Annotated in this window: 23 protein-coding genes; 14 read left to right on the forward strand and 9 right to left on the reverse strand. The window is 43.0% G+C overall.

Annotated elements, in window-relative coordinates; translation table 11 throughout:
- Window positions 1-2,559: an ABC transporter permease gene (locus WAA86_RS09260; RefSeq protein ID WP_443217579.1), complete on the reverse strand. Its 2,559-nt coding sequence runs from the start codon at window positions 2,557-2,559 to the stop codon at window positions 1-3.
- Window positions 2,556-3,242: an ABC transporter ATP-binding protein gene (locus WAA86_RS09265; RefSeq protein ID WP_337300723.1), complete on the reverse strand. Its 687-nt coding sequence runs from the start codon at window positions 3,240-3,242 to the stop codon at window positions 2,556-2,558. The genes WAA86_RS09260 and WAA86_RS09265 overlap by 4 nt, the downstream gene beginning before the upstream one ends.
- 73 nt (window positions 3,243-3,315) lie before the next feature.
- On the opposite strand from WAA86_RS09265, the gene WAA86_RS09270 reads away from it, so the two are divergent.
- From WAA86_RS09270 to corA, 5 genes are all read left to right on the forward strand, one after another.
- The gene (locus WAA86_RS09270; RefSeq protein WP_337300724.1) at window positions 3,316-4,008 is read left to right on the forward strand and encodes an arylesterase; all 693 of its coding nucleotides are present in this window, start codon (window positions 3,316-3,318) and stop codon (window positions 4,006-4,008) included.
- Between the two features lie 72 nt (window positions 4,009-4,080).
- Window positions 4,081-4,551, forward strand: a complete 471-nt coding sequence (locus tag WAA86_RS09275; RefSeq protein WP_337300725.1) for an SRPBCC family protein — start codon at window positions 4,081-4,083, stop codon at window positions 4,549-4,551.
- 26 nt (window positions 4,552-4,577) lie between these two features.
- On the forward strand, window positions 4,578-5,354 hold the full coding sequence (gene speB, locus WAA86_RS09280; protein ID WP_337300726.1) for an agmatinase: 777 nt from the start codon (window positions 4,578-4,580) through the stop codon (window positions 5,352-5,354).
- Window positions 5,355-5,390: 36 nt separating this feature from the next.
- Window positions 5,391-6,197 carry a hypothetical protein gene (locus WAA86_RS09285; RefSeq protein WP_337300727.1) on the forward strand — a complete coding sequence of 269 codons (807 nt, stop codon included), beginning with the start codon at window positions 5,391-5,393 and terminating at the stop codon, window positions 6,195-6,197.
- Window positions 6,198-6,286: 89 nt separating this feature from the next.
- The gene (gene corA, locus WAA86_RS09290; protein ID WP_337300728.1) at window positions 6,287-7,351 is read left to right on the forward strand and encodes a magnesium/cobalt transporter CorA; all 1,065 of its coding nucleotides are present in this window, start codon (window positions 6,287-6,289) and stop codon (window positions 7,349-7,351) included.
- A 55-nt stretch (window positions 7,352-7,406) separates the two neighbouring features.
- On the opposite strand, the gene WAA86_RS09295 is transcribed toward corA, so the two are convergent.
- A complete protein-coding gene (locus tag WAA86_RS09295) occupies window positions 7,407-7,856 on the reverse strand; it encodes a RidA family protein (protein WP_337300729.1) in 450 nt (149 codons plus the stop codon).
- Window positions 7,857-7,946: 90 nt separating this feature from the next.
- Between WAA86_RS09295 and WAA86_RS09300 the strand changes: the two genes are divergently transcribed.
- The 5 genes from WAA86_RS09300 to WAA86_RS09320 all read left to right on the forward strand — a co-directional run bounded on the left by WAA86_RS09300 (window position 7,947) and on the right by WAA86_RS09320 (window position 11,805).
- The gene (locus WAA86_RS09300; protein WP_337300730.1) at window positions 7,947-9,467 is read left to right on the forward strand and encodes a helicase HerA-like domain-containing protein; all 1,521 of its coding nucleotides are present in this window, start codon (window positions 7,947-7,949) and stop codon (window positions 9,465-9,467) included.
- Between the two features lie 6 nt (window positions 9,468-9,473).
- On the forward strand, window positions 9,474-10,025 hold the full coding sequence (locus WAA86_RS09305) for a hypothetical protein (protein WP_337300731.1): 552 nt from the start codon (window positions 9,474-9,476) through the stop codon (window positions 10,023-10,025).
- A gap of 106 nt (window positions 10,026-10,131) precedes the next feature.
- Complete coding sequence (locus WAA86_RS09310; protein ID WP_337300732.1) at window positions 10,132-10,494, forward strand: cupin domain-containing protein; 363 nt, start codon at window positions 10,132-10,134, stop codon at window positions 10,492-10,494.
- A 14-nt stretch (window positions 10,495-10,508) separates the two neighbouring features.
- A complete protein-coding gene (locus WAA86_RS09315; RefSeq protein ID WP_337300733.1) occupies window positions 10,509-11,348 on the forward strand; it encodes an alpha/beta hydrolase in 840 nt (279 codons plus the stop codon).
- Between the two features lie 31 nt (window positions 11,349-11,379).
- Entirely contained in the window at window positions 11,380-11,805 is a 426-nt protein-coding gene (locus WAA86_RS09320; RefSeq protein ID WP_337300734.1) for a VOC family protein, read from the forward strand.
- 35 nt (window positions 11,806-11,840) lie between these two features.
- On the opposite strand, the gene WAA86_RS09325 is transcribed toward WAA86_RS09320, so the two are convergent.
- Together WAA86_RS09325 and WAA86_RS09330 are read right to left on the reverse strand one after the other, a co-directional pair.
- A complete protein-coding gene (locus WAA86_RS09325) occupies window positions 11,841-12,296 on the reverse strand; it encodes a GNAT family N-acetyltransferase (RefSeq protein WP_337300735.1) in 456 nt (151 codons plus the stop codon).
- Window positions 12,297-12,311: 15 nt separating this feature from the next.
- Window positions 12,312-14,042: an alpha/beta hydrolase-fold protein gene (locus WAA86_RS09330; protein ID WP_337300736.1), complete on the reverse strand. Its 1,731-nt coding sequence runs from the start codon at window positions 14,040-14,042 to the stop codon at window positions 12,312-12,314.
- 205 nt (window positions 14,043-14,247) lie between these two features.
- Here WAA86_RS09330 and WAA86_RS09335 point away from each other — a divergent pair, with 205 nt between their 5' ends.
- A complete protein-coding gene (locus tag WAA86_RS09335) occupies window positions 14,248-14,394 on the forward strand; it encodes a hypothetical protein (RefSeq protein ID WP_337300737.1) in 147 nt (48 codons plus the stop codon).
- Between the two features lie 28 nt (window positions 14,395-14,422).
- Here WAA86_RS09335 and WAA86_RS09340 read toward each other — a convergent pair whose 3' ends face one another.
- The 3 genes from WAA86_RS09340 to WAA86_RS09350 form a co-directional block, all read right to left on the reverse strand.
- Window positions 14,423-15,307: a bifunctional 5,10-methylenetetrahydrofolate dehydrogenase/5,10-methenyltetrahydrofolate cyclohydrolase gene (locus WAA86_RS09340; protein WP_337300738.1), complete on the reverse strand. Its 885-nt coding sequence runs from the start codon at window positions 15,305-15,307 to the stop codon at window positions 14,423-14,425.
- A gap of 45 nt (window positions 15,308-15,352) precedes the next feature.
- Window positions 15,353-16,690, reverse strand: coding sequence for a signal recognition particle protein (gene ffh, locus WAA86_RS09345; RefSeq protein ID WP_337300739.1), 1,338 nt, complete (start codon window positions 16,688-16,690; stop codon window positions 15,353-15,355).
- 139 nt (window positions 16,691-16,829) lie between these two features.
- The gene (locus tag WAA86_RS09350) at window positions 16,830-18,587 is read right to left on the reverse strand and encodes a hypothetical protein (protein ID WP_337300740.1); all 1,758 of its coding nucleotides are present in this window, start codon (window positions 18,585-18,587) and stop codon (window positions 16,830-16,832) included.
- 108 nt (window positions 18,588-18,695) lie between these two features.
- On the opposite strand from WAA86_RS09350, the gene WAA86_RS09355 reads away from it, so the two are divergent.
- The 3 genes from WAA86_RS09355 to WAA86_RS09365 all read left to right on the forward strand — a co-directional run bounded on the left by WAA86_RS09355 (window position 18,696) and on the right by WAA86_RS09365 (window position 22,807).
- Entirely contained in the window at window positions 18,696-19,208 is a 513-nt protein-coding gene (locus tag WAA86_RS09355) for an RNA polymerase sigma factor (protein ID WP_337300741.1), read from the forward strand.
- Between the two features lie 142 nt (window positions 19,209-19,350).
- Window positions 19,351-20,265, forward strand: coding sequence for a FecR family protein (locus tag WAA86_RS09360; protein ID WP_337300742.1), 915 nt, complete (start codon window positions 19,351-19,353; stop codon window positions 20,263-20,265).
- Window positions 20,246-22,807, forward strand: coding sequence for a TonB-dependent receptor (locus WAA86_RS09365; protein WP_337300743.1), 2,562 nt, complete (start codon window positions 20,246-20,248; stop codon window positions 22,805-22,807). The genes WAA86_RS09360 and WAA86_RS09365 overlap by 20 nt, the downstream gene beginning before the upstream one ends.
- Here the strand turns inward: WAA86_RS09365 and WAA86_RS09370 are convergent.
- The gene (locus tag WAA86_RS09370) at window positions 22,791-23,606 is read right to left on the reverse strand and encodes a zinc-dependent peptidase (protein WP_337300744.1); all 816 of its coding nucleotides are present in this window, start codon (window positions 23,604-23,606) and stop codon (window positions 22,791-22,793) included. The genes WAA86_RS09365 and WAA86_RS09370 overlap by 17 nt on opposite strands.
- Between the last annotated feature and the right edge of the window lie 13 nt (window positions 23,607-23,619).

The raw sequence follows: 23,619 nt of genomic DNA on the forward strand, positions 1-23,619 counted from the left end.
TTACCTACCCTCCTTTCGCAATACTTCCAGAGGTGGACTTTGGATAACACTCCGGCTGTTGAGCAACCCTATGACCAAAACCAAAAGGGTAATCCCTGGGAACAGTACCAAAAACGGAAACATGGAAGGCACAAAGGATGTTTTGAATACCAACAACGCCAACAATTGACTCCCTATCAACGACAATAGAATCCCAGACAAACCGCCCAACACTCCTAAATAGGCATATTCCAAGGCCGTAATTTTAAGAATCTGATTGCTTTTGGCCCCGATGGTGCGCAAGAGTACGCTTTCCTTGATCCGCTGGTATTTACTGGTACGAACCGCTCCCAATAGCACGATGACCCCAGTAAGGATGCTGAAAAAGGCCATAAAATTGATGATCCATGATATCTTTTCCAAGAGTCGTTCTATGACCGAGAGTACTTGCCTAAGATCCAAGATGGAAACATTGGGAAACTGTTTCACCAGCTCCTTCTGTAAAAGTGCCGATTGCCTTTCATTGGGTACTTTGGTGGTCAGTACCCTGAACTGTGGTGCATCCTCCAAAACTCCTTTAGGGAAGACTATGGAAAAGTTCAATTGCATCCTGCTCCAATCTACTGTACGAATACTACCGATAACGGTATTTAACAAAACCCCCTGCACGTTAAAGGTAAGCTTATCCCCTACCTGCACTTTTGCGTCTTCCGCAAAGTTATCGCTCACGGAGATGGGAACAAGGTCCCTTGAGGCAACCTCACTGGTCCATTCCCCAGCCTCCAAATCCTCTGAAGCGATCAGGGAATCCCTATAGGTCACCCTAAATTCATGGTTCAATACCCATTGGTTGATGGTGGAGGTAGTATCCTTACGGATGTCATTGGCCATGACCCCTTTGATACTCTCCACCCGCATGGTAATAATAGGGATATCGGCCAAGACGGGCAGATTGCTATTTTCTATGGTCTTTGCCACTGCCGTTTGCTGTCCGGCCTGTACATCCAATAAGATCATATTGGGACTGTCGGCATTGGATTCTATAGAAGCCTGGTCCAGCAAAATATCCTTAGAAAAATACAAAGTACTGATCAGAAAGGTTCCTACACCTATGGCGAGGACCAACGTCAATGTCTGATTCTGTGGCCTAAAGAGGTTTAATAAACTTTGCCTGGCGGTAAAGCCCCAAGAGGTTGGAAAGTATTTTTTTATCCCTTTCATAAATATACTGGCTACCCCGCCCAAAATGGAGAAGGTCACCAAAATGGCACCTACAAAGGCCAAGGAATAGCGCCAATCCTTTAAGAGCCATAGGGCGAAAAGGAATACAAACAAGGAAATACCCAAGGAAACTAAGAGCAAAGCCTTTCTTGGTTTTTTGGCTCCTTCTGCCCCTACCCTTAAGGTCTGCAACGGAGATACATACAAGGTTCCGATAAGTGGATATAAGGCAAAAAGTAGCGACATCAGTACCCCCAACAATAAGCCCATGGCAATCGCCTGGAAGGAGAATGATATTTGGATTTCTATGGGAATCAGACCTTGCAACAACAATGGGAATAATTGCTGAAGTAAAATTCCGGCTACGGTCCCAACAATCCCGCCCAAAAGGCCCATGGCGGCAATTTGTATCAGGTAGATGGAAAAGGTTTGTTTGCGTGTGGCGCCCAAACATTTAAGAACGGCCACGGCACGCAGTTTTTCCTTGATGTAAATGTTGATGGCACTGGCAATGCCCACACATCCCAATAAGAGGGATATAAAGGCTACCAGGTTCAGGAACTTTCCAAAATTATCGTACCTACGGCCCAGACGTTCACTGGTAGAGGTATGGGTATCCAGATCGGCATCTTCCGCATCTAATTGAGGATCCAGAACTTTGTCCAGCTCTTCCATATCCGCCCCTTCCTTGGCGACAAAATAATACTCATAATCTACCCTACTCCCCTGTTGTATCAAACCGGTCCCTTCTATAAAACGGTACGGGATCAATATGGGCGGAGCTACAGAGCTAAAGATGGCGGTACTTCCGGGTACCGATTTTAGGGATCCAGCAATAGGTAAGGTTATATTCCCCACTTTAATACTATCCCCTGGTTTTACTCCCAACTGCAGCATTACCGTGGCATCAACCAAGGCAGCTCCCTGTGTTTGGTATTCTTTGGCCGCGCCTACAGGTACGGTCTCCAATTCCCCATAAAAGGGAAACCCTCCTTCTATTCCCCGGACCTGCACCAGTTTGGCGGCACCGTTCTTGGGAAAGGCTGCCATGGAGGCAAAATTGATTTCCTTCGCATGGGCACCACCCAATGAATCCATGATGGCGGTTACCCGTTCATTGGGCGGCTTCCCACTGTCAATAATATAATCAGCCCCCATTAGGGCTTTTGATTGTAATTGTATGTTATCTTTCAGATTTTCCCCAAAAGATTGTATGGAAACAACGGCGGCAATGCCCAAAATGATAGAGGCCATAAATAGGACCAGCTTGCCCCCACTTGCCCGTCCATCGCGCCAAGCCATTTTTAAGAGCCATGAAAGTCCCGCTTTGGCATACGGTGTTTTCGAGTTTTCCATCATCCTGCGACTGTTTGATTTTCGATGATCCTTCCTCCTTTTAAACGCAAGATCCTTTGGGTCTTCTGAGCCAATTCCAGGTCATGGGTCACAATAACCAGGGTAGTTCCCAATTCTTTGTTCAGTTCAAAAAGTAGTTGCACCACTTTTTCCCCAGTTTCGGCATCCAAATTACCCGTAGGCTCATCAGCAAACAAAATGGAAGGATTGTTACAAAAGGCCCGGGCCAGGGCAACCCTTTGTTGCTCCCCACCGGAAAGTTGTGAGGGATAATGGTGGATACGATCGGCCAAGCCAACCTTGCCCAAAAGTTCTACCGCCCTTTTGGAAGCGCTCCTGTCCCCCCTTAGCTCCAAGGGTACAGCCACATTTTCCAATGCCGTTAAGGTAGGCAACAGTTGAAAATCCTGAAAAATAAATCCGACATGCTGGTTTCTCAAGAGGGCACGCTCGTCTTCATTGAGATTGCCCAAATCGGTTCCACATAGGGCAATGGTGCCAGAATCTGCTTTGTCCAACCCTGCACATAGCCCCAAAAGGGTCGTCTTGCCACTTCCCGAAGGCCCTACAATAGAGAAGGTCTCTCCTGTTTCAATATCAAAACTGATATCTTGTAGTACGGTTAATTCTTTGGAACCACTGGAATAGGTTTTCCCTAGGTTATGTATGTTTAATATCTTTGTCATTTCCCTACTTTTATATCCACTATCCGAAAGGAAGCAAAATAAAGAAATGATTTTGATTAAAATCCATATGCCTATGAGAACGCTGTTAACCTTTTGTTATTTTTTTCTATTCATTCTTACTGTTTCCTGCGGCGATAAAGCGGCCAAAAAGGAGTCTCAAGAAGTAACTGAAGAAGTAAAGCAAGAGGACAATAAGTCCAATGAAGCTTCTGAAAAGGTGATCCTATTTTTTGGCAATAGCCTAACGGCCGGAATGGGACTGGACCCCAATGAAGCCTTTCCTGCCGTGATCCAACAACGGTTGGACTCACTTGATATGCCGTATACCGTTGTAAATGCCGGACTCAGTGGAGAGACAACGGCAGCTGGAAAGAACCGGATCAATTGGGTGCTGAACCAAAAGGTGGATATCTTCGTTCTGGAACTGGGTGCCAATGACGGACTTCGTGGAATTCCATTGGAGGAGACGCGCAGTAATCTTCAGACCATCATTGATAAAGTACTCGCAAAAAATCCAGAGACGAAAATAGTTTTGGCCGGGATGCAGATTCCACCAAATATGGGACAGGAATATACCACAGGGTTCAGGAAAATATTTCCGGAATTGGCTGACAAGAACAATGCTGCCCTGATCCCATTCTTATTGGAGGGTGTTGCAGGAATTCCAACATTGAACCAAGCCGATGGGATTCATCCCACCGTGGAGGGACAAAAAATTGTGGCCTACAAAAACGTATGGCCCGTATTGGAACCATTCCTAAACTAGTTTATGTACATTTAACCGGCATAACCAGTACTATGAATAAATTACAAAGTCCATCAATATAAAATAAACATCATGACCGATACCAATAATTTTGCACATGCTGCCATGCTGATCAGAAAGCCTGTGGAACAGGTTTTTATGGCCTTTACGAATCCTGAGATCACTACCAAATTTTGGTTTACGAAAAGTACAGGGCTTTTGGAAAAAGGAAGAACTGTGGATTGGACCTGGGAGATGTACAACCATACGGTCCCGGTACATGTTCTGAAAGTGGTTACCAATGAACTGTTGATTGTTGAATGGGGCTCAGGTGACAACAAACAGTTGATAGAGTGGGAATTTAAGGCTTTGGACGATTACCGGACTTTTGTTTCCATCACGAACACAGGTTTTAAGGGCACCCCGGATGAAATATTGTCGGGCGTCAGGGATTCCACAGGTGGATTTTCTTGGGTCTTGGCCGGATTGAAAGCTTATTTGGAGCATGGGATAGAACTGAACCTCGTTGCCGATAGATACCCAAAAGAATTGGGCGAGCATTAAAATTATAACTACCATAACCATATAGCATGTCCAATATCATCATCCAAGGCATTCAGTACGATGAAAAGTCGTCCTTCCAAAAAGGTCCAGGTCTTGCCCCTAAATTGATCAGGAAAGCCCTTCACTCGGGTTCCATGAATTATTTCGCCGAAGATGGCACCACCATTGAAACTGACCACATTGTGGATAAGGGAGATTTTGGGATTTCCTCCTATTTTGAAATAGAGGAGATCACCAAAAACCATTTGGACAAACATCCCAAAATATTGACCTTGGGTGGCGACCACTCCATAACCTTTCCCCTGATCAAGGCCCTACATGAAAAATATCCGGTGCTGGATATCCTACATATCGATGCCCATGCCGATCTGTATGACCATTATGAAGGTGATCCCTACTCCCATGCCTGTCCTTTTGCCAGAATCATGGAAAATGGATTTGCAGTCCGATTGGTACAAGTGGGTATCCGTACCCTGAATACCCATCAGGCCGAGCAGGCAAAAAAGTACGGGGTAGAAATTCACCCTATGAACAACTTGGACCTGTCCAGTATTTCTAAATTTAAGAATCCGGTGTACATATCATTGGACATGGATGGTTTTGATCCCGCCTTTGCACCCGGGGTATCCCATCATGAACCTGGGGGACTCACCTCCAGACAGGTCATTGACCTTATCCAGAATCTGGATGCCGAGGTGGTGGGTGCCGACATCGTGGAGTACAATCCTACACGAGATTTTCAGGATATGACCGCCTTTCTGGCCGCAAAAATGATGAAGGAGATCTTGGCCAAAATGCTTTAGACAGCACTAAAAACTATCAACCTCTACGATATTTTGATGAAGACCATTTTATACGTAACCGATTTCTATTACGAGGCCAAGGGCAGAAAATATTATGAGGAGGACCTGTATATCACCTCCCATCTTAAAGAGCATTTTAACATCCTTATAGGCCACCCCCATCAGGTTTTGTCCTATTTGGATATTGCCGATGTGCTCGTATTCAGAAATACCGGTTCCGTACTTGGCTATCAGCAGTATTTTGAAAAGTTCGTGGCCCAAGCCAAGGAGCAGCAAATCATCACCTTCAATTCCTTAGATGGAAAGGCCGACATCAAGGGGAAACAATATTTATTGGATTTGACAGAAATGCAATATCCCGTAATCCCCACCGTAGACAATCTAAAGGACTTAATAAAGCTCGGAGCGCCTGAGAAGTATGTCATAAAACTGAAGAATGGGGCCGACTCCATTGGAATGGAATTCCTTTCCAAGGAAGAAATATTAAAAATTGATTTAAAAGGAAGGCTGATTCAACCTTATCTCGATTTTGAATACGAGGTTTCTTTCTATTACCTCAACCATAAATTCCAGTATGCGCTGTATGCCCCAAACAAGGAAAAACGGTGGGATTTACAGGAATATACGACCACTGACAAGGATTTGGCATTTGCCGAAAAATTTGTGCAATGGAACGCTATGGAACGGGGTATAGTACGCATCGATGGCTGCAGGCTGAAAGACAATACCCTCCTATTGGTAGAAGTGGAAGACCTAAATCCGTTCCTCTCCCTAGATGCCCTCAATGAATCCAAAAGAAAGGATTTCCTTGAAAATTTCATTTACGCCCTAGGGCAATTATAGGCAAGGCTTGGCCACTACCATCTAACACCAGATTCTAAAAAAAATGGTACCTTAACATAGCACAGCAGTGAATCTTAAGGCAGAACCATATGGCTAGAATTGTTAAAAAAAAGAAGGAAGAGATAGGGCTGGCGCCGGATGCCCTATATTTTAGGGGCAAAAAGAAGGCGGAGAAAGTTTTTTTGAGGTTGATTGATTTTGATGCCGACAATTTGCAGGAAAGTGCCGTTCAGACGGTCAAGGAGGTATTGGAATATCAGGAAAAACCAACGGTCACCTGGTTCAATGTAGATGGCCTGCACAATATTGCGGTCATGGAAGAAATTTCCAAGGGCTTCCAGATAGAAAGGCTTATCCTGGCCGATGTCATGGATACGCAAGCCAGGCCCAAGGTACACGAATATGCCAACTGCATCTACCTGTCCATCAAGATGCTGCAGCAGGATGAAAAGACCCAGGAAATCACCGTAGAAAATTTGAGCCTCATCTTAACGGACAAGGTCCTGATATCCTTTCAGGAAAAAAAAGGGGATGTCTTTGATCCGGTACGGGAAAGGATCAGGAACAATAAAAAGAGGATCCGTAATTCGGGAGTTGACTATTTGGCCTTTGCCCTTTTGGATATTGTGGTGGACAACTACATCTACATCATCAGTGTACTGGGGGACAAAATTGAAGGATTGGAAGAAAAGTTACTGCAAGATCCCAACCAGAGCGTCATTGATGAGATAAACGCTTATAAGCGCGAGCTGAACTTCCTGCGGAAAAACATCAACCCTTCCCGGGAAATGATCTTGGCACTTTCCAAAATGGAATCGGAATTCATTGAAGAGACCACCTATGTGCATTACAAGGAATTATTGGCGAATGCCAACCAGGCAGCAGAATCTTCGGACAGTTATCGGGAAATATTATCAGATCAGCTAAACATCTACCATACCATGATCAGCAGTAAATTGAACGACATCATGAAGTTCCTGACCGTTTTCTCCGTTATTTTTATACCACTGACCTTTATCGCAGGAATCTATGGGACCAATTTTGATGTAGTGCCTGAGCTTCATTACCAATACAGCTATTTTATCATGTGGGGGGTCATGATCATAGTGGCCATTGGCATGTTGATCTATTTTAGAAAAAGGAAATGGCTTTGAGCAACCGGTAAGAAAATATTGAAAAGAAGCTTCAAAGTCTATTCCCTGTGGATCATTATTTAACTGCCACCACTTCTATCTCTATCTTGGCATTGGCGGCCAGACCACTGGCGGCAAAAGTGGTCCGTGCCGGTTTTTTGGTGAAGTATTGGGAATACACCTCATTGAAGGCAGCAAAATCATCCATGGTACTGAGGATCACCGTACATTTCACTACCCGATCCAAGTCCATCCCGTGATGCTGCAAAACGGCTGCAATGTTCTTGATGGTCTGTTCCGTTTCGGCCTTGATCCCTCCTGAAATCAGTGTTCTAGTGGAATGGTCCATACCAATTTGCCCAGCCAAAAAAAACAGATTCCCAACTTCAACGGCATCGCTGAACGGTGCCGATTGCTTTTTCTCTTCATGGGAAGCGTGGAAAATAAGTGGAGATTTCTCTTGGGCTTTAAGAATTGCTATAGGTACTAAAATCAAAGTGATAAGAAGAACTAGACTATTTTTCATATTGCAAAGTAATTAATTGGCTACCTTATTGGTGGGAGCTCCCTTTTATGTTGTTTAAAATTAGCCTATTTTTATCAAAAATATACCACCATGAGTACCAAAGACGATTTCTTTGCTCACATTGAAGAGGGATATGCCACCAAAGGCGACTTCATCACTATGGGTTCTGCCATTTTGGATGGGGAAACGGTTACCAATGCCTTTGTAAAGATCCCATTGAAAACCTTGAACAGGCACGGCTTGATTGCCGGAGCCACTGGAACAGGAAAAACCAAGACATTACAGGTCATTGCTGAAAATTTATCCGACAAAGGAATTCCCGTACTTCTGATGGATCTTAAAGGAGATCTGAGCGGACTTGCCCAGCCGAGTCCCGGACATCCCAAAATTGATGAACGCCATGCAAAAATTGGGCTCCCCTTTGAAGCAAAAGGATTTCCCGTAGAAATATTATCCCTCTCCGAACAGGACGGGGTAAAATTAAGGGCTACGGTTTCCGAATTTGGACCCGTACTGCTTTCCAGAATATTGGACCTTTCCGAGGTCCAAGAAGGTATTGTGGCTGTGGTGTTCAAGTATTGTGACGACAACAAATTGCCTTTGTTGGATCTAAAAGATTTCAAAAAGGTATTACAATATGCCACTGGTGAAGGAAAAAAAGAATTCCAGGATAGTTACGGTAGAATTTCTACCAGCTCTACAGGAACCATATTGCGGAAAATTATTGAATTGGAGCAGCAAGGTGCCGAACTGTTCTTTGGTGAAAAATCCTTTGATGTTGAAGACCTCGTTCGGATCGATGACACAGGTAGGGGATATATCAATATTCTACGGCTAACAGATATACAGGACCGACCAAAACTGTTCTCAACGTTTATGTTGAGCCTATTGGCAGAAATATATGCCACCTTCCCGGAACAAGGGGATAGCGATAGACCGGAATTAATATTATTTATTGATGAGGCCCATTTAATTTTCAAGGAAGCTTCCAAAGCCCTAATGGACCAAATTGAGAGCATCGTTAAACTGATCCGCTCCAAAGGAATCGGACTTTACTTTGTTACCCAAAATCCAACCGATGTGCCCGATGATGTATTGGCACAGTTGGGCCTAAAAGTACAGCATGCCCTTAGGGCCTTTACCGCCAAGGACAGAAAAGCAATTAAACTGACCGCGGAAAACTATCCGGACTCGGAGTTTTACGACACCAAAGAGGTGTTGACCTCCTTGGGGATTGGAGAGGCATTGATTTCTGCCCTTGATGAGAAAGGAAGACCTACGCCTTTGGCTGCTACTATGTTACGGGCACCGATGAGCCGTATGGATGTGCTAACGGAAAGTGAATTGAAGGAAGTCGTAAACAACTCCAAATTGGTCAGAAAATACAATGATACTGTAGACCGTGAAAGTGCCTATGAAATTCTGAACCAGAAAATTGAAAGGGCGGAATTGGCAGCAGAAAAGGCCAAGGAAATAGACGAAAAAGAAACTTTAAGCAGAAGAACAACCACAAGACGAACAAGTACCCGCCAAGATCCTTTGGTAAAAGTACTCACCAGTGCCACTTTTATTAGGGGCGTTTTGGGAATACTAAAAAAAGTAATGCGTTAACCATTTATGAAAAACAGAAATAGCATAGCATTGGCCTTAGTGGCCATCACCTTTTTACAATGTCAAAAAACAGATAAGGATTTTTTGATCACCCAAGACAATGTTGGCAAAGTAAGTCGGACCACCAAGGTATCCGACTTGGAGGCTATTTACGAGAAGGACTCCATTGTTTTGGATACAAATATTTCCAAATTGACCTCGGCCCAAGAAAAAATACAGGTTTTTGAAAAAGGCGGAGTGCACCTTCTCACTTTGACCCCGACTACGGATAGTATTCCGACCATTGAGAATATTAGGATTTTCGATCCCCGTTTCGTATCCGATAAAGGCCTGGGGCTCCAAAGTACGTTCAAGGACATTAAGGACAACTACACCATAGACAAGATTGTGACCTCCATGAACAATGTGGTCATTTTTTTAAGGGATAGTGATATGTACATCACTATAGACAAAGAGGAATTGCCCGAAAGTCTGCGTTATCCTACTGCCGGAAATATTGAAGCGGTACAGATTCCCGATGCTGCCAAAATAAAATACATCATGGTAGGGTGGGATTGATCAGACCCACTCCAAAGATTGCCTAGAAGGCAGTTGAGAATTCAATATTCCATGTATTAAAAACAGTCCCTCGAGCGGAATCGAGAGGTCAACTACCATACGTACTATGAAAAAATATACCGTGCAGAAAGCACCTTTTGTGGTCCCTACCACGGACGGAAAGCTTATAGAAGAACATTTTGGAAGGGCTACGGATGGCAACTCCCAAGTAAGCATTGCCCATATGGTTGCACCTCCGGGATGGAGCGAACCGTTCCAGACCCCAGAATTTGATGAGTATACTTATGTCATCAGTGGCAAAAAACAATTTATCATTGATGGTGAGAAGGTAGTCCTAGAAGCGGGACAGTCCATAAAAATTGAGAAGAATACCCGAATCCAATATTCCAATCCCTTTGATGGACCCTGTGAATATATCGCTATTTGCCTTCCGGCATTTTCCATGGAAAGTGTCCATAGGGAGGACTAGCACAATTGGACAACATGGAAAAATTGATCTATAAATATTTGGCGCTGGCCTACGGGCAGTATTTTAATTCGTTGGCTCTGATTTCCAAAAGAAAGGCAGCCGAAAAGGCCTTCAACCTCTTTTGCTCTCCAAGGAAGGGCAAGGTACTGCCGCATCAGCAGGAATATCTCAACGCGGCAAAAGATCAAGTACTTCAGATGGATAGCATCAATATCCAGACCTATCAATGGTCTGGTTCCAAGGAAACTGTGCTTTTGCTGCATGGTTGGGAAAGCAATGTGTACCGCTGGAAAAACCTGATCGAAAAATTACAGGAGGCCCAATTCAATATCATCGCCATTGATGCCCCCGGCCACGGCAATTCCTCAGGAAATATGTTGAATGTTCCCCTGTACACAGAATGTACCAATGTGGTGATAAGCACCTATAATCCATCTTTTGTCATTGGTCATTCCATGGGTGGCATGACCACCATATACAACCAGTATAAATACCCCAATCCCGATATAAAAAAATTGGTTTCCTTGGGTTCCCCATCCGAATTATCGGAACTGATGGACCACTATCAAAATTTATTGAGCTTCAACGATGTTGTCCTTTCAGAACTGGAAAGATATATTTACGAACGTTATGAGGTTGAAGTGCATGAATTTTCGGCAGCAAAATTTTCTCAGAAAATTGACAAAGAAGGATTTATTGTCCATGATGAACTGGATACTATAGCGCCTTTTTCAGCGGCGGAACGAATCCACGGCCAATGGAAAAAGAGTTCCCTATTAAAAACATCAGGTTTGGGCCATTCCTTACATCAGGAAGAAGTAAACCAGAAAATTATTGACTTCCTCAATTCATAAAAATCATTTATTTTTATCAAAAATCAAAGCTATGTCCAAAGTAAACCCATTCCACATTGCCATACCAGTCCATAACTTGGATGAATGCCGAACCTTTTACAGGGACGTCCTTAATTGCGAGGAAGGGCGTAGCAGTGATCATTGGGTAGATTTTAGCCTTTTTGGACATCAGTTGGTGATACACTACAAGCCGAAATCCAAAGAAGAGTCTCTCCACACCAATCCTGTGGATGGCAAGGATGTGCCCGTACCACACTATGGGGTGGTTCTGGATTGGGAGCAATTTGAAAACTTTGCCGAAGACTTGAAATCCAAAAACGTAAAGTTTGTGATAGAACCCTATATCAGGTTTGCAGGACAGGTAGGCGAACAGGCCACCATGTTCTTTTATGACCCTGCCGGCAATGCACTGGAGTTTAAATCCTTCAAGGATATGAGCCAGTTATTTGCAAAATAACCACCTATAACCTGATTACCACAGCATTTTCGAAATTATCCTAACAGGTGTTTTTCAAAACAAACACTGTTTTCAATACCGGCATACTGCCCGTAATTCGGAATCACCGTATATCCATTTTTAGTGTACAGGGCTATGGCTTCTGGTTGCCGCTTGCCGGTCTCCAGGACACAGGTCTTCTGACCCAGTTCACGGGCCCAGTCTTCCAATTCGGAAAGGACCATGGTAGCGAAACCCATACCCCTTTTTTCCGGTGTTACATACATACGCTTTACCTCCATGACATTTGGCTCCAATTGTTTTATGGCCCCACATGCAATGGGAACTCCCTCTTCATAGGCCACTAGGGCATATTTAATCAAAGCTATCTTATTGAATTGATCGTAAAACGAATGTTCGTCCCCATCCCTTTGGGCCAGGTCCGCATCAAGCTTGGCCACAAGCATCTTAAAATCGGGGTGTTTGGCATCGGTCCTAAAAATCCGTATCATTCATACATACTTTTTCTATTTGTACCTCCAACTGGTCAAATCGGCACCTTTGGGGGCACTTTCCGCAATCCGTTTCATAATTTTGGGCACGTACATGGTATTGTACCGCATCCGAGTGATATGATTGGGCTGGTCAGGGTCACCGTTCCAACAGTGCTCTGCCCTATCCCCATAGGCCACTTCCCCATCGTAATAGGGGTCTGTGGTACCTTCCAAAAATTCTTCCATCAGGTAGACGGCATTGTTCAAATAGTAATTATCCATATCCCCACAATAAATATGGATTTTTCCCTTCAATTTTTCCCCCAACTTATCCCAATCGCGCTCCATGATGTAGCGTAGGTCATAATTTTCCTGCCAGTACTTGGCCACTTCTTGATTGATATCCCCACTCATTTTATCCCAAAGGCGCACGGGGTATCCGTCTTTCCCCTGTGGTGAATAGGTAGCCTCCCAGATGTCCCACTGTTGGCCAGACCTAGATTTGTCGCCCAGCACCAATTCCAGGTGGTTGCCTTCCCTAAGGGTAGATTGAATCTGGCCCAAATTATCGCGATGGGCGGGGACCTCCAACTTCTTATAATCGCTCTCATAGTAATAGGCATTCTTGTCCTCGTAAATATTGGTGAGGCAATAGGCCCTAAAATCTATGGGGTCCGGACAAGCGGCAAAACACCCATTGTATTCCTCTGGATATTTCACCTGTACCGCCAAGGCCTCCCAACCTCCAGTAGAGCCACCATAAAGAAAACGTGACCATCCTTCACCCATGCCCCTGAACTGCTTTTCAATATGTGGGATAAGCTCATAAGTAATGGCATCGCCATACGGTCCTTGGCTCGCAGAATTTACAGCATAGGAATCGTCATAATAAGGTGTCGGATGTTGGATCTGTATGATGATGAACCTGGGAAAATCGGGCTCGTTCCATCGCTTATAGAAGTCGTAGGCCTCCTGCTCCTGAATAATATTATAACCTTCCACGTTGAACCGTGAAGAATATTCGGGTTTCATATTGGGGTCCGGTGGCGTGGTCCTAAAACCTCCAAAATCATTGGGAAAATGTCCATGGAAGACCATCAGTGGGTATTTGGCCTCTGGGTGTTCCATAAAGCCCTTGGGTAATAATACGTGGGCACCCAAGTACATATCCCTCCCCCAAAACTCAGAGAGTTTTTCAGATTTAATCTTGATGTGCTTGATCCATTCCGTATCCTTGGGCTCCTCAATTGGGGGAATGACCTGATCCATCTGAATATCAATCTCGGGAAACCCATTTTCGGTAATGGTAACCTTTACGGGCTTGCTGTAGATATTGCCTGGGGAACGGTTCCATTGCTGGCCTTCCCCATTGTCCATGGGAAGTTTTACGGTCTGCCCGGTAGACAAATTAAAAGTCTCATACGTATGCAAAAGCGCCTGTACGTAGTAATCTCCAGGCAGTATATCGGCCATACTTGCAATGGGGAAGCCAAAATCGTCCCCATTAAAAACCACTTTGTCGTTGGGCGCCATACCATCCACATTTTTGCCGTAGATCAGCTGGGCGTTTAGACCATCATTGATCTGGAAACGAGGTTCAGTTTTGTCGTTGTTGGCAAACATCAACAATAATCTCCCGTCCAGCTTTTCTGAACCTAGGGTCTCCGAGAATGAAACAGTCAGGGTTACGGTATCGGATGGCTCCTTATTGGATTGACAGCCTACAAACAAAATGACGGCAAGGAAGGTCAAAAGTCTTTTCATGGTTTGGTATGGATTTGATCAGAGAAAAGATACTCATTTCCCTAAAATTATCAAACAACCCAATTATCCCATGTATCCATGTGCAATTCAACGAAAATGGATTCTTTATCGGCAATCAGGGGCAGCGATCATATAAGAAAAAGCAAAAAAAATCGTTATGTTAATCAATAGGACTAGGTTTTGATACCTACTAAATTGCTGGTCTATGAAAAAAGTTTTGGCTGTATTCTTGGTATTTGGCGCCATTATCGCCATGGGCAGTTGTGATTATGACGATAGCAATGATATTGATGTACTGAATCCCAACGATAGTATTAAGGGGGTTGCCTATAAATCAAAAATGCCCCAATAATTGGGGCATTTTTTGATCCGTATTTAATTTATTTTCTTCCTCTGTGACGCTCCCTGGCCAATAAGGTATTTTTTAATAGCATGGCAATGGTCATAGGTCCTACCCCACCTGGAACAGGAGTAATGAAGGAAGCTTTTTTACTGACGTTTTCAAAATCAACATCTCCAGTGATATAATACCCTTTCTCTTTGGTATCGTCCGCAACACGGGTAATTCCGACATCGATGACCACGGCATCGTCTTTCACCATTTCCGCCTTTAAAAAATTGGGTACTCCAAGGGCCGAGATAATAATATCTGCCTGTGAGGTGATTTGGGTGATATTTTTGGTATGGCTATGGGTCAAGGTTACCGTAGAGTTCCCAGGCCATCCCTTACGGCCCATTAGGATACTCATGGGGCGTCCAACAATATGGCTCCTACCAATGACAACCGTATGCTTCCCTTTGGTATCCACGTTGTAGCGCTCCAATAATTCCAAGATCCCAAATGGGGTAGCCGGAATAAAGGTGCTCATATCCAAGGCCATTTTTCCAAAGTTCATGGGGTGGAAACCATCCACATCCTTATCGGGATCTACTGCCAATAAAACTTTTTGTGTATCTATCTGAGGGGGTAACGGAAGTTGTACGATAAAGCCGTCTATGTCGTCATTTTCATTGAGCTCTTTAATCTTTTTCAGCAACTCCAATTCCGAGGTGGTACTTGGCATTTTGACCAAAGTGGATTCAAAACCAACTTTCTCACAAGAACGCACTTTACTGCCTACATAGGTAAGGCTGGCCCCATCATTACCAACAATGATAGCTGCCAAATGGGGAACCTTCTCCCCTCGTTCTTTCATTTTGGAAACCTCAACGGCAATTTCCTCTTTAATCTGATTGGAAACTTTCTTTCCGTCCAATAGCTCCATAGTATCTTTTTTAATTGGTAATTTTTTCTTTGATGTGGGGCCTAATTAACGCATGCCCTTCATGGCACCCATCATTTGCATCATCTTTTTGCCACCACCACCTTGCATCATCTTCATCATCTTGCTCATTTGGTTGAACTGCTTCAATAATTGGTTCACCTCCTGTACGGTTCTACCACTACCTTTGGCCACACGTACTTTTCTACTGGCATTCAATACTGTTGGATTGGAACGTTCTTCCGGGGTCATGGAATGTATGATGGCCTCTATGTGCTTGAAAGCGTCATCATCAATGTCCAATCCTTTTAGGGCCTTACCTGCACCCGGGATCATTCCCATCAGGTCCTTAAGGCTACCCATCTTTTTTATTTGCTGGATCTGTCCCAAGAAATCATCGAAACCAAAGGTGTTCTTGGCAATCTTCTTTTGGATTTTTCTGGCCTCCTCCTCATCAAACTGCTCTTGGGCACGTTCTACCAAGGAAACAACATCTCCCATCCCAAGGATACGATCGGCCATACGGGAAGGATGGAATACATCTATGGCATCCATTTTTTCCCCTGTTCCTATGAATTTTATAGGCTTGTCTACCACCGATTTAATGGAAATAGCGGCACCACCGCGGGTATCACCATCCAATTTGGTTAGGATCACCCCGTCGAAATTCAAAATATCATTAAAGGCCTTGGCGGTGTTTACCGCATCCTGACCGGTCATGGCATCAACAACAAATAGGGTTTCTTGTGGTTCTATCGCTTTATGGATATTGGAGATCTCCTTCATCATGGCGTCGTCCACTGCCAAACGTCCTGCCGTATCTATGATCACCACATTGTGTCCGTTTGCCTTGGCATGGGCAATACCCGCTTTGGCAATGGCCACAGGATCACTGTTGCCCTTATCGGAATACACTTCAATACCCAACTGGTCCCCGACCACGTGCAATTGGTCTATTGCCGCTGGACGATAAACGTCACAGGCCACCAGTAATGGCTTTTTAGTTTTTTTGGTCTTTAGGAAATTGGCCAGTTTCCCAGAGAATGTGGTCTTACCAGATCCTTGGAGACCTGACATTAATATGATGGAGGGGTTGCCCGATAGGTTGATTCCTTCGGTTTCACCGCCCATAAGCTCAATCAGCTCATCTTTCACCAATTTTACCATCAACTGCCCTGGTTGTAGGGAAGTCAGTACGTTCTGACCCAAGGCTTTTTCTTTGACCTTGTTGGTAAATTCTTTTGCAATCTTAAAATTGACATCGGCGTCCAACAAAGCCCGTCTTACCTCTTTTAGGGTTTCGGCAACATTTATTTCCGTGATCTGTCCGTGCCCTTTGAGGACGTGAAGCGCCTTATCTAGCTTTTCGCTTAAATTATCAAACATAGTCTTGCAGTATTAAGAATTGCAAATTTAAGAATAACAATGGGAAGTGGGAAGTTTGACCTTAAAAATATAAACGCAAAAAGGGCAACTTCGTTAAGAAGTTACCCTTTTCAAAATATTTGGGGCAAAAAAGTGGTTCTTATTTCTCGAAGACCAGAATATTCTCCGTTCCTCCGGTAGTTTCCTTTCTCAATTCTATACGTGTGCTGCTGACCGCTACAATCCTCCAATCGTTGGTCAATACGATAAAATTGTTGTTCTCACCATAGTTCAGGTAACATCTTAGCTTCCCATCACTATCCCGGATGATTCTCCACAAACCATTGTCAACGATAGGATCTGCGTTTACAGAAATAGTAGCTACATTATTGGATGAGAAGAAGAAATCAAATTCTGCATAAGAACTGGCGGTATTGCTACCGTTTACCGTGTACTGTGCAATTTTCCAGGCACCGCCCATCAGATAGTTCCTAATTTCCATTACATCGCCATCTTCATTGTTATCATTACAGTGACGTTCCAAAATCAGTTCATACGCTGTATCCTCTATCTCAAACTTCAATCTTTTGTTGGTCAAATCCCTCAACAACCATTCAAAGCTTACGCCTGGCTCATCACCCATGGTAACCGCCATGACCAATTGACCCTGGGCATTGGTGGTGATTCCCCAAGTTCCGGTAGAAGTATTCACTCCGTTGCTCAAGGTAACTTCTGCATTGGCGCCAAAAGTGAACTTATAACCCAACAGTCGGTCTATCTCCTCTCCATTGTTCTTCACCTTCTTGATTACCCAGCTACATTCTTTCAATATTTCCCTAAGGGTATCTGGGGTATCGTTTACAATATCGCAGGCTTTTTTCATGATAATCTTATTGCCTTCTCCTGCATATAGTTTAATGGTACCTTCTTCAATTTCATATACAAACCATTCCAGCGTAAAATCTACCAAAACATCAAACTCCAATTTCAATAGGACACGGTTTTCCCCGACTCTAGTGGACCAGGTTCCCTCAAGGGCTGCACCGGTTCTGTTCTTTACGATGACCGTACCATTCTCCTTAAAATTCATTATGTATTCGAAATATTGATCGGTCTGGTTGATCCCATTCCTTTTTACTTCATGAACCAACATTGGACAGGATACCAAATACTCATCCAAACGTTCTTTGTTGAAATCATCGTCATTATAGTCATCATCATCATCCTCATCGCAGGCATCCTTGACATTTTCAATGGCATTGGCCAATTCTGCGTTACTGTTTACGGATATTTCCGTTCCATCATAAAGGGCAAGACTTAATGGGAAATCAAAACTTACCAGATCATTATCATCCAAACCTTTAAAGAATCTTCTCAATTCCATATCACTGTTCACCACTACACTACCGGTCTGTTGTAGGTTGGCACTAAAGGTGTACAATTTAACAGGGTAAACAAAATCTATACATTCAATATCGTCATCATCTCCACCCTCTTTACAATCGGCAGCCAATTCACGTAAATCTTCCTTGTTGTTGATCACCACTTCCGTATAATCGGCAAGGGTAATGGTAATTGGAAATAAAATTTCCAAGAAAACTTCATTTCCGTCCATGGAATCGAATATTTCTTCGATCAGTTGGAGATCAGCTCTGGAATCTATGGTCAATTGAATTCCTGCCACCTCAACGGTATATGGGAATTGCACAGCTATACAGCTAGATCCATCTACAATATTATCAAAGGAACCATCATTGGATGAAGTACGTTCCACAAGGTTGGCAGTAGCAGAACTCGCTGCAATTGCTTCCTGTTGGTTTCCATTTGGCAATTCTTCAAACTCATCTTGACATGAGGTAAAGTTCATAGCAAATACCAGTAGGCCGGCATACATTAGATAACTCAAAAACTTTTTCATAATGTTTTGGATTTAATTTGGTTTTATGACTATAGAACAACCCAGTTATAAAAAACCCTACCCAATTTTTAATTTTTTTTAAAATATCTTTGAAAAAAATTTTTGAGCTTGGATACGGACAACAAAAACAACGTTTGCAAAGAAGAGGTCTATAGCGCCCTCTTTAACACCAATTCTAAAACGGTTTTTAATTATATATATTATAAGTTCGGAAATGAGGAGAAAGCATATGATGTTGTGCAGGAAGCATTTATAAAGCTTTGGGAAAATTGTGCAAAGGTTGCTCCCGAGAAAGCAAAATCTTTTGTCTATACCGTTGCCAATAATCTTTACCTGAATGTGATCAAGGCAGAAAAGGTACGCCTTAAATATGCCGATAAGAGTTTGGAGGTGTCCCATGAGTCCCCTGAATTTTTGTTGGAAGAAAAACAATATCAGGAAAAGTTGGACCGTGCATTGAACAATCTTCCAGAAAATCAGCGCACTACTTTTTTATTGAACAGAATAGACGGAAAAAAATACGCCGAAATTGCAGAATTGGAAAATGTTAGCGTCAAGGCCATTGAAAAACGGATGCATTTGGCCCTGAAAACATTGCGCGAACAAATAGAAGGTATTTAAACCTCTACCTGTTTATAAGGATAGATAGTAACGAAAAGATGATCCATACCGTTATACTTTATCCTTTTGAAGACAAAATATTTCAATGGAAAAGTAGGGTATTTACTTTTTTGATTGTTACACTTATGAAAAGAACAGTAAGATGCAAGAAAATTACTTAGCAAAATGGCTCAATAACGAGCTCTCTGAGATGGAGTTGGCCGAATTTAAAAAATCTGCCGAATATGCTTCCTATCAGCGATTGAAGGATGTTTCCAGTACATTGGAGGCTCCTAAGTTCGATGCTGACAAGGCATGGGCATCCCTCAAAGAACAAAGGGGAGCTTCCCAACCAAAGGTCATCAAAATGCGCCCTTTTACAAAATTGATGCGGGTTGCGGCGGCCATTGCGGTAATTGCCATTGCATCCATATTTTATTTCAATTCCTTGGAGGAAACTATTTCCACCCAATACGCTGAACGTGCCGAAGTAATATTGCCCGATGCCTCGGAAATTGTACTGAATGCAGATTCTGAAGTTTCCTACAGCAAAAAGAAATGGGACAAACAACGAAATATATCCTTAAAAGGAGAGGCTTTCTTTAAAGTGGCCAAAGGGAAACGATTTACCGTAACTACCGATGGAGGAACGGTTGCTGTATTGGGAACCCAATTTAATGTAGAGAACAGAAAAGGCTTATTTGAAGTGACCTGTTACGAAGGTTTGGTTAGTGTTACTTATAACAACCAAGAGATCAAAGTACCAGCTGGATCCTCGTTTTTGGCCATCAACGGTGAAATGAAGCCCACTGTTGCCCCAACATCCACTATGCCCTACTGGATGAACAACGAAAGTAACTTTAAGAGCATCCCGTTATCCTATGTCCTGGATGAGTTTGAAAGACAATACAATGTAACTGTAACGGTGAGGGATATCGATATTAACCAATTATTTACCGGTACATTTAGCAACACAAATATAGATTTAGCGTTAGAAAGTATAAGCGTTCCTACCAATATCAAGTTCAAAAAACTAGATGGGAATAAAGTCGTGTTCTATGCTGAAGAGACACCATAAAATTCTACATACCACTTTTTTGCTCCTGCTGTTTTTCTCCTTGGGTACCAAGGCGCAAAACAGCAAGGTTGTTTCTATACCCCTCATAGCATATATCCAATCTCTGGAGGCCACCTTTAAGGTAAAGTTTTCCTATGTGGACGAGGATTTGGAAAATTTGAAGATCAACCCTATTGAAGGCGAGTATTTGTCGGTTATTTTAAGCGGCATCCAAAACCAAACCCAACTTCAGATCAAAAAACTGAGTGACCGGTATTATACCCTGTACAAAAACACCACTGTGGATATCTGTGCCCAAGTACTGGATAATTATGAATCGAACACTATCCCTGGTGCTACTGTAGAAGTATTGGGCAGCAGCATTGCACTGGTCACCAATTTTGAAGGAACTTTTTCCCTGAAGAATATTCCACGACAGGCTACCTTAAGGATACGCTTCCTTGGCTACAAAACCAGATATATCAGGGCGGAAGAATTGGTTGATCCATCACCCTGTCTTCAAATATTATTGGTGCCCAATTATGAGGAATTGGATGAGGTGATCCTTTTTAAGCTTCTGACCACGGGCCTTAGCCAACAAAGGGACGGTAGCATTCTTTTGACCATAGACGATTTTGGAATCCTTCCTGGACTAATTGAACCAGACGTACTGCAGACGGTACAAGCGCTTCCCGGGATCAAAAGTATCGATGAAACTGTATCGGACATTAATGTGAGGGGTGGTACAAATGATCAGAACCTGATTTTATGGGACGGTATTAAAATGTACCAATCTGGCCATTTTTTCGGGCTGATTTCGGCCTTTAATCCTTATCTAACGGATAAGGTCACCATTATCAAAAATGGTACCAGTGCCCAATATGGAGAAGGGGTCAGTAGTATCATCAATATGGAATCCCAGAACAACATTAACGGCACCTTTTTTGGGGGCGCAGGATTTAACCTCATCAGTGGCGATGCTTACGCCCATGTGCCCTTGGGCCAAAAACTGGCATTCCAGTTTTCCGCAAGACGTTCGGTCACCGATTTTTTGAATACACCGACCTATAACCGATTTTTTGAAAAGGCTTTTCAGGATAGTGAGATCAAAGATAGCAATGACCAATCCATTGATGACGGCATAGTACGAGAGGAAGACTTTTATTTCTACGACATTTCAGGTAAGATCCTTTACGATCTCAATGAAAACCAAAAAGTAAGGTTGAGTTTTATCAATATTAAAAATGATCTGGCATATACAGAAACGGCACAGGACAGTTCTAGATCTTCCCGAAGTGGACTTGATCAGAACAATATTTCCTTTGGAGGCCAACTGGAAAGTACTTGGACATCCAATTTTACTACCCATCTGAATATGTATTATACCAGGTATAATTTGGATGCCCGGAACAGCTCGGACAACGGGAGCCAGCAACTCTTCCAGAACAATCAGGTATTGGAAACCGCTGTAAAGTTCAACACCAATTACGAGTTCTCCAATACGCTTGGTATGCTCAACGGATATGCCTTTACAGAAACAGGCATCATCAACTTTACCAATGTGACCCAGCCTGCTTTTAAAAGCAACATCAAAGGGGTTTTAAGGCAGCATTCCTTGTTTTCTGAACTCAATTACACCTCCTCGGACAAAAAATTACACGCGAGGGCCGGCACAAGATTAAATTACCTGGAAAACCTAAACACCTTTAAAGAGTGGATCTTGGAACCGCGCTTGAGTTTGGCCTATAACTTCACCAAGCATTTCAATGGAGAACTATTGGGAGAGTTCAAGAACCAGGCCACCAACCAGATCATAGATCTGGAGCAAAATTTTCTAGGGATTGAAAAGCAACGATGGATCCTCTCCGACAACGATAAACTCCCGATTACCAAAAGCAAGCAAGGTTCCTTGGGCTTCAATTACGATGACAAAAGTTGGTATTTGGGCATTCAAGGATTTTATAAAGAGGTCAACGGAATCAGCACTTCTACCCAAGGTTTCCAAAACCAAAACCAGTTCAATGGTGAAATAGGAAAATACGACGTAAAGGGCATTGAATTTTTGATCAATAAAAAAACAACCACCTTCAGTACCTGGTTAAGCTATGCCTATAACCTCAACAACTACACTTTTGAAGATGTTACCCCAAATACATTTCCCAATAATCTGGACATACGACATACGGTTACCTTTGCCGGTACGTATACCTATGAGGGACTCAAATTGGGCGTTGGATTGAATTACAGGACCGGTAAGCCCTATACAGAGCCCCAGGAGGGTAGTAATGGTATTGACCGTACGACTTTCCCAAATACCATTAATTACCAAGAAAACAATAGTAGCAGACTGCCAGACTATTTACGGGCGGATGCCTCTGCCATCTATGATTTTGAAATGGGCAATAGGATAAAGTCATCTATTGGTGTTTCTTTTCTGAATCTTCTGAACAAAAGAAATGTATTGAATACGTATTACAGATTAAATGACGATGATCAGATAGAAACCATAGAAAGTGTTTCTTTGGGAATAACGCCTAATGTAAGTTTTAGGCTGACCTTTTGACCCGCTTTACAGGCTGTTGATAATCAAAATTCAACATCCGTCCTATAATCTGGTACAGCACTGGAAATTCCTTTTGGAAAGTGGCCGGGGTTTCCACATAATTCTCTACGGCCACGGCAAAAAACTCATGGATATTTTCCATTCCATATTCTCTAAAATAGGCCGTGTTTTCCATTTGGGTCAAAAAATGGTTATCCAAATGCAATTGTTGAATTTTTTTCAATCCCAAGGTAAAGATTTGGGCCTCCCGATTGCGTTTAGAGAGGGCATTAAAACTTATCGCATGGGCAAATTCATGAAATCCCAGATTTAAATTATCATCCATAGATTCAAAACCAGCCCTAAAGTGTTCTGCGGACAGCACCAATGTTTTGAGCCCAGGATTATATTCCCCAATGTGACTTTGCCTATTAATTCTGGAAAAATAATGGGAAGGATAAATAATAATTCTATGGATGGAAGAAATCATATAATCTTTAACGCCCATGGTCAGCATTATAGCGGTTGCGCAGATCAACAATACCATTTCTTCCTGATGGGGTACCAGTCCGTGGAACACAAATTGCTTCCGACTTCTAAATCGGAGCAAACGCAGCTCGAACTTTTGTTTCTGGAGGGTGGAAAACTTGTTGTACACCGGAAAATTTTGGGCAATGCGTTGTTTTTCCCGAGCCGTTAAACGTTTGAGTTTGACCAATGGGTTGATGTGGTACAATCCCAGCGCGTAATAAAAAATATACAGGAAATAGCACACAATGTAGGTGACGGTCAAAGTTCCTGCTATTTCTGGTAAGCTCATCCCCCAAACATAC

The sequence above is a fragment of the Sediminicola sp. 1XM1-17 genome, assembly GCF_037203765.1.
Taxonomy (GTDB): Bacteria; Bacteroidota; Bacteroidia; order Flavobacteriales; family Flavobacteriaceae; genus Sediminicola.

Excerpts from the sequence above, each read along its gene's own strand:
- WAA86_RS09260 (WP_443217579.1), bottom strand. The coding sequence starts at position 2,559 with ATGATGGAAAACTCGAAAACACCGTATGCCAAAGCGGGACTTTCATGG.
- WAA86_RS09265 (WP_337300723.1), bottom strand. The coding sequence starts at position 3,242 with ATGACAAAGATATTAAACATACATAACCTAGGGAAAACCTATTCCAGT.
- WAA86_RS09270 (WP_337300724.1), top strand. The coding sequence starts at position 3,316 with ATGAGAACGCTGTTAACCTTTTGTTATTTTTTTCTATTCATTCTTACT.
- WAA86_RS09275 (WP_337300725.1), top strand. The coding sequence starts at position 4,081 with ATGACCGATACCAATAATTTTGCACATGCTGCCATGCTGATCAGAAAG.
- speB (WP_337300726.1), top strand. The coding sequence starts at position 4,578 with ATGTCCAATATCATCATCCAAGGCATTCAGTACGATGAAAAGTCGTCC.
- WAA86_RS09285 (WP_337300727.1), top strand. The coding sequence starts at position 5,391 with ATGAAGACCATTTTATACGTAACCGATTTCTATTACGAGGCCAAGGGC.
- corA (WP_337300728.1), top strand. The coding sequence starts at position 6,287 with ATGGCTAGAATTGTTAAAAAAAAGAAGGAAGAGATAGGGCTGGCGCCG.
- WAA86_RS09295 (WP_337300729.1), bottom strand. The coding sequence starts at position 7,856 with ATGAAAAATAGTCTAGTTCTTCTTATCACTTTGATTTTAGTACCTATA.
- WAA86_RS09300 (WP_337300730.1), top strand. The coding sequence starts at position 7,947 with ATGAGTACCAAAGACGATTTCTTTGCTCACATTGAAGAGGGATATGCC.
- WAA86_RS09305 (WP_337300731.1), top strand. The coding sequence starts at position 9,474 with ATGAAAAACAGAAATAGCATAGCATTGGCCTTAGTGGCCATCACCTTT.
- WAA86_RS09310 (WP_337300732.1), top strand. The coding sequence starts at position 10,132 with ATGAAAAAATATACCGTGCAGAAAGCACCTTTTGTGGTCCCTACCACG.
- WAA86_RS09315 (WP_337300733.1), top strand. The coding sequence starts at position 10,509 with ATGGAAAAATTGATCTATAAATATTTGGCGCTGGCCTACGGGCAGTAT.
- WAA86_RS09320 (WP_337300734.1), top strand. The coding sequence starts at position 11,380 with ATGTCCAAAGTAAACCCATTCCACATTGCCATACCAGTCCATAACTTG.
- WAA86_RS09325 (WP_337300735.1), bottom strand. The coding sequence starts at position 12,296 with ATGATACGGATTTTTAGGACCGATGCCAAACACCCCGATTTTAAGATG.
- WAA86_RS09330 (WP_337300736.1), bottom strand. The coding sequence starts at position 14,042 with ATGAAAAGACTTTTGACCTTCCTTGCCGTCATTTTGTTTGTAGGCTGT.
- WAA86_RS09335 (WP_337300737.1), top strand. The coding sequence starts at position 14,248 with ATGAAAAAAGTTTTGGCTGTATTCTTGGTATTTGGCGCCATTATCGCC.
- WAA86_RS09340 (WP_337300738.1), bottom strand. The coding sequence starts at position 15,307 with ATGGAGCTATTGGACGGAAAGAAAGTTTCCAATCAGATTAAAGAGGAA.
- ffh (WP_337300739.1), bottom strand. The coding sequence starts at position 16,690 with ATGTTTGATAATTTAAGCGAAAAGCTAGATAAGGCGCTTCACGTCCTC.
- WAA86_RS09350 (WP_337300740.1), bottom strand. The coding sequence starts at position 18,587 with ATGAAAAAGTTTTTGAGTTATCTAATGTATGCCGGCCTACTGGTATTT.
- WAA86_RS09360 (WP_337300742.1), top strand. The coding sequence starts at position 19,351 with ATGCAAGAAAATTACTTAGCAAAATGGCTCAATAACGAGCTCTCTGAG.
- WAA86_RS09365 (WP_337300743.1), top strand. The coding sequence starts at position 20,246 with ATGCTGAAGAGACACCATAAAATTCTACATACCACTTTTTTGCTCCTG.
- WAA86_RS09370 (WP_337300744.1), bottom strand. The coding sequence starts at position 23,606 with ATGAGCTTACCAGAAATAGCAGGAACTTTGACCGTCACCTACATTGTG.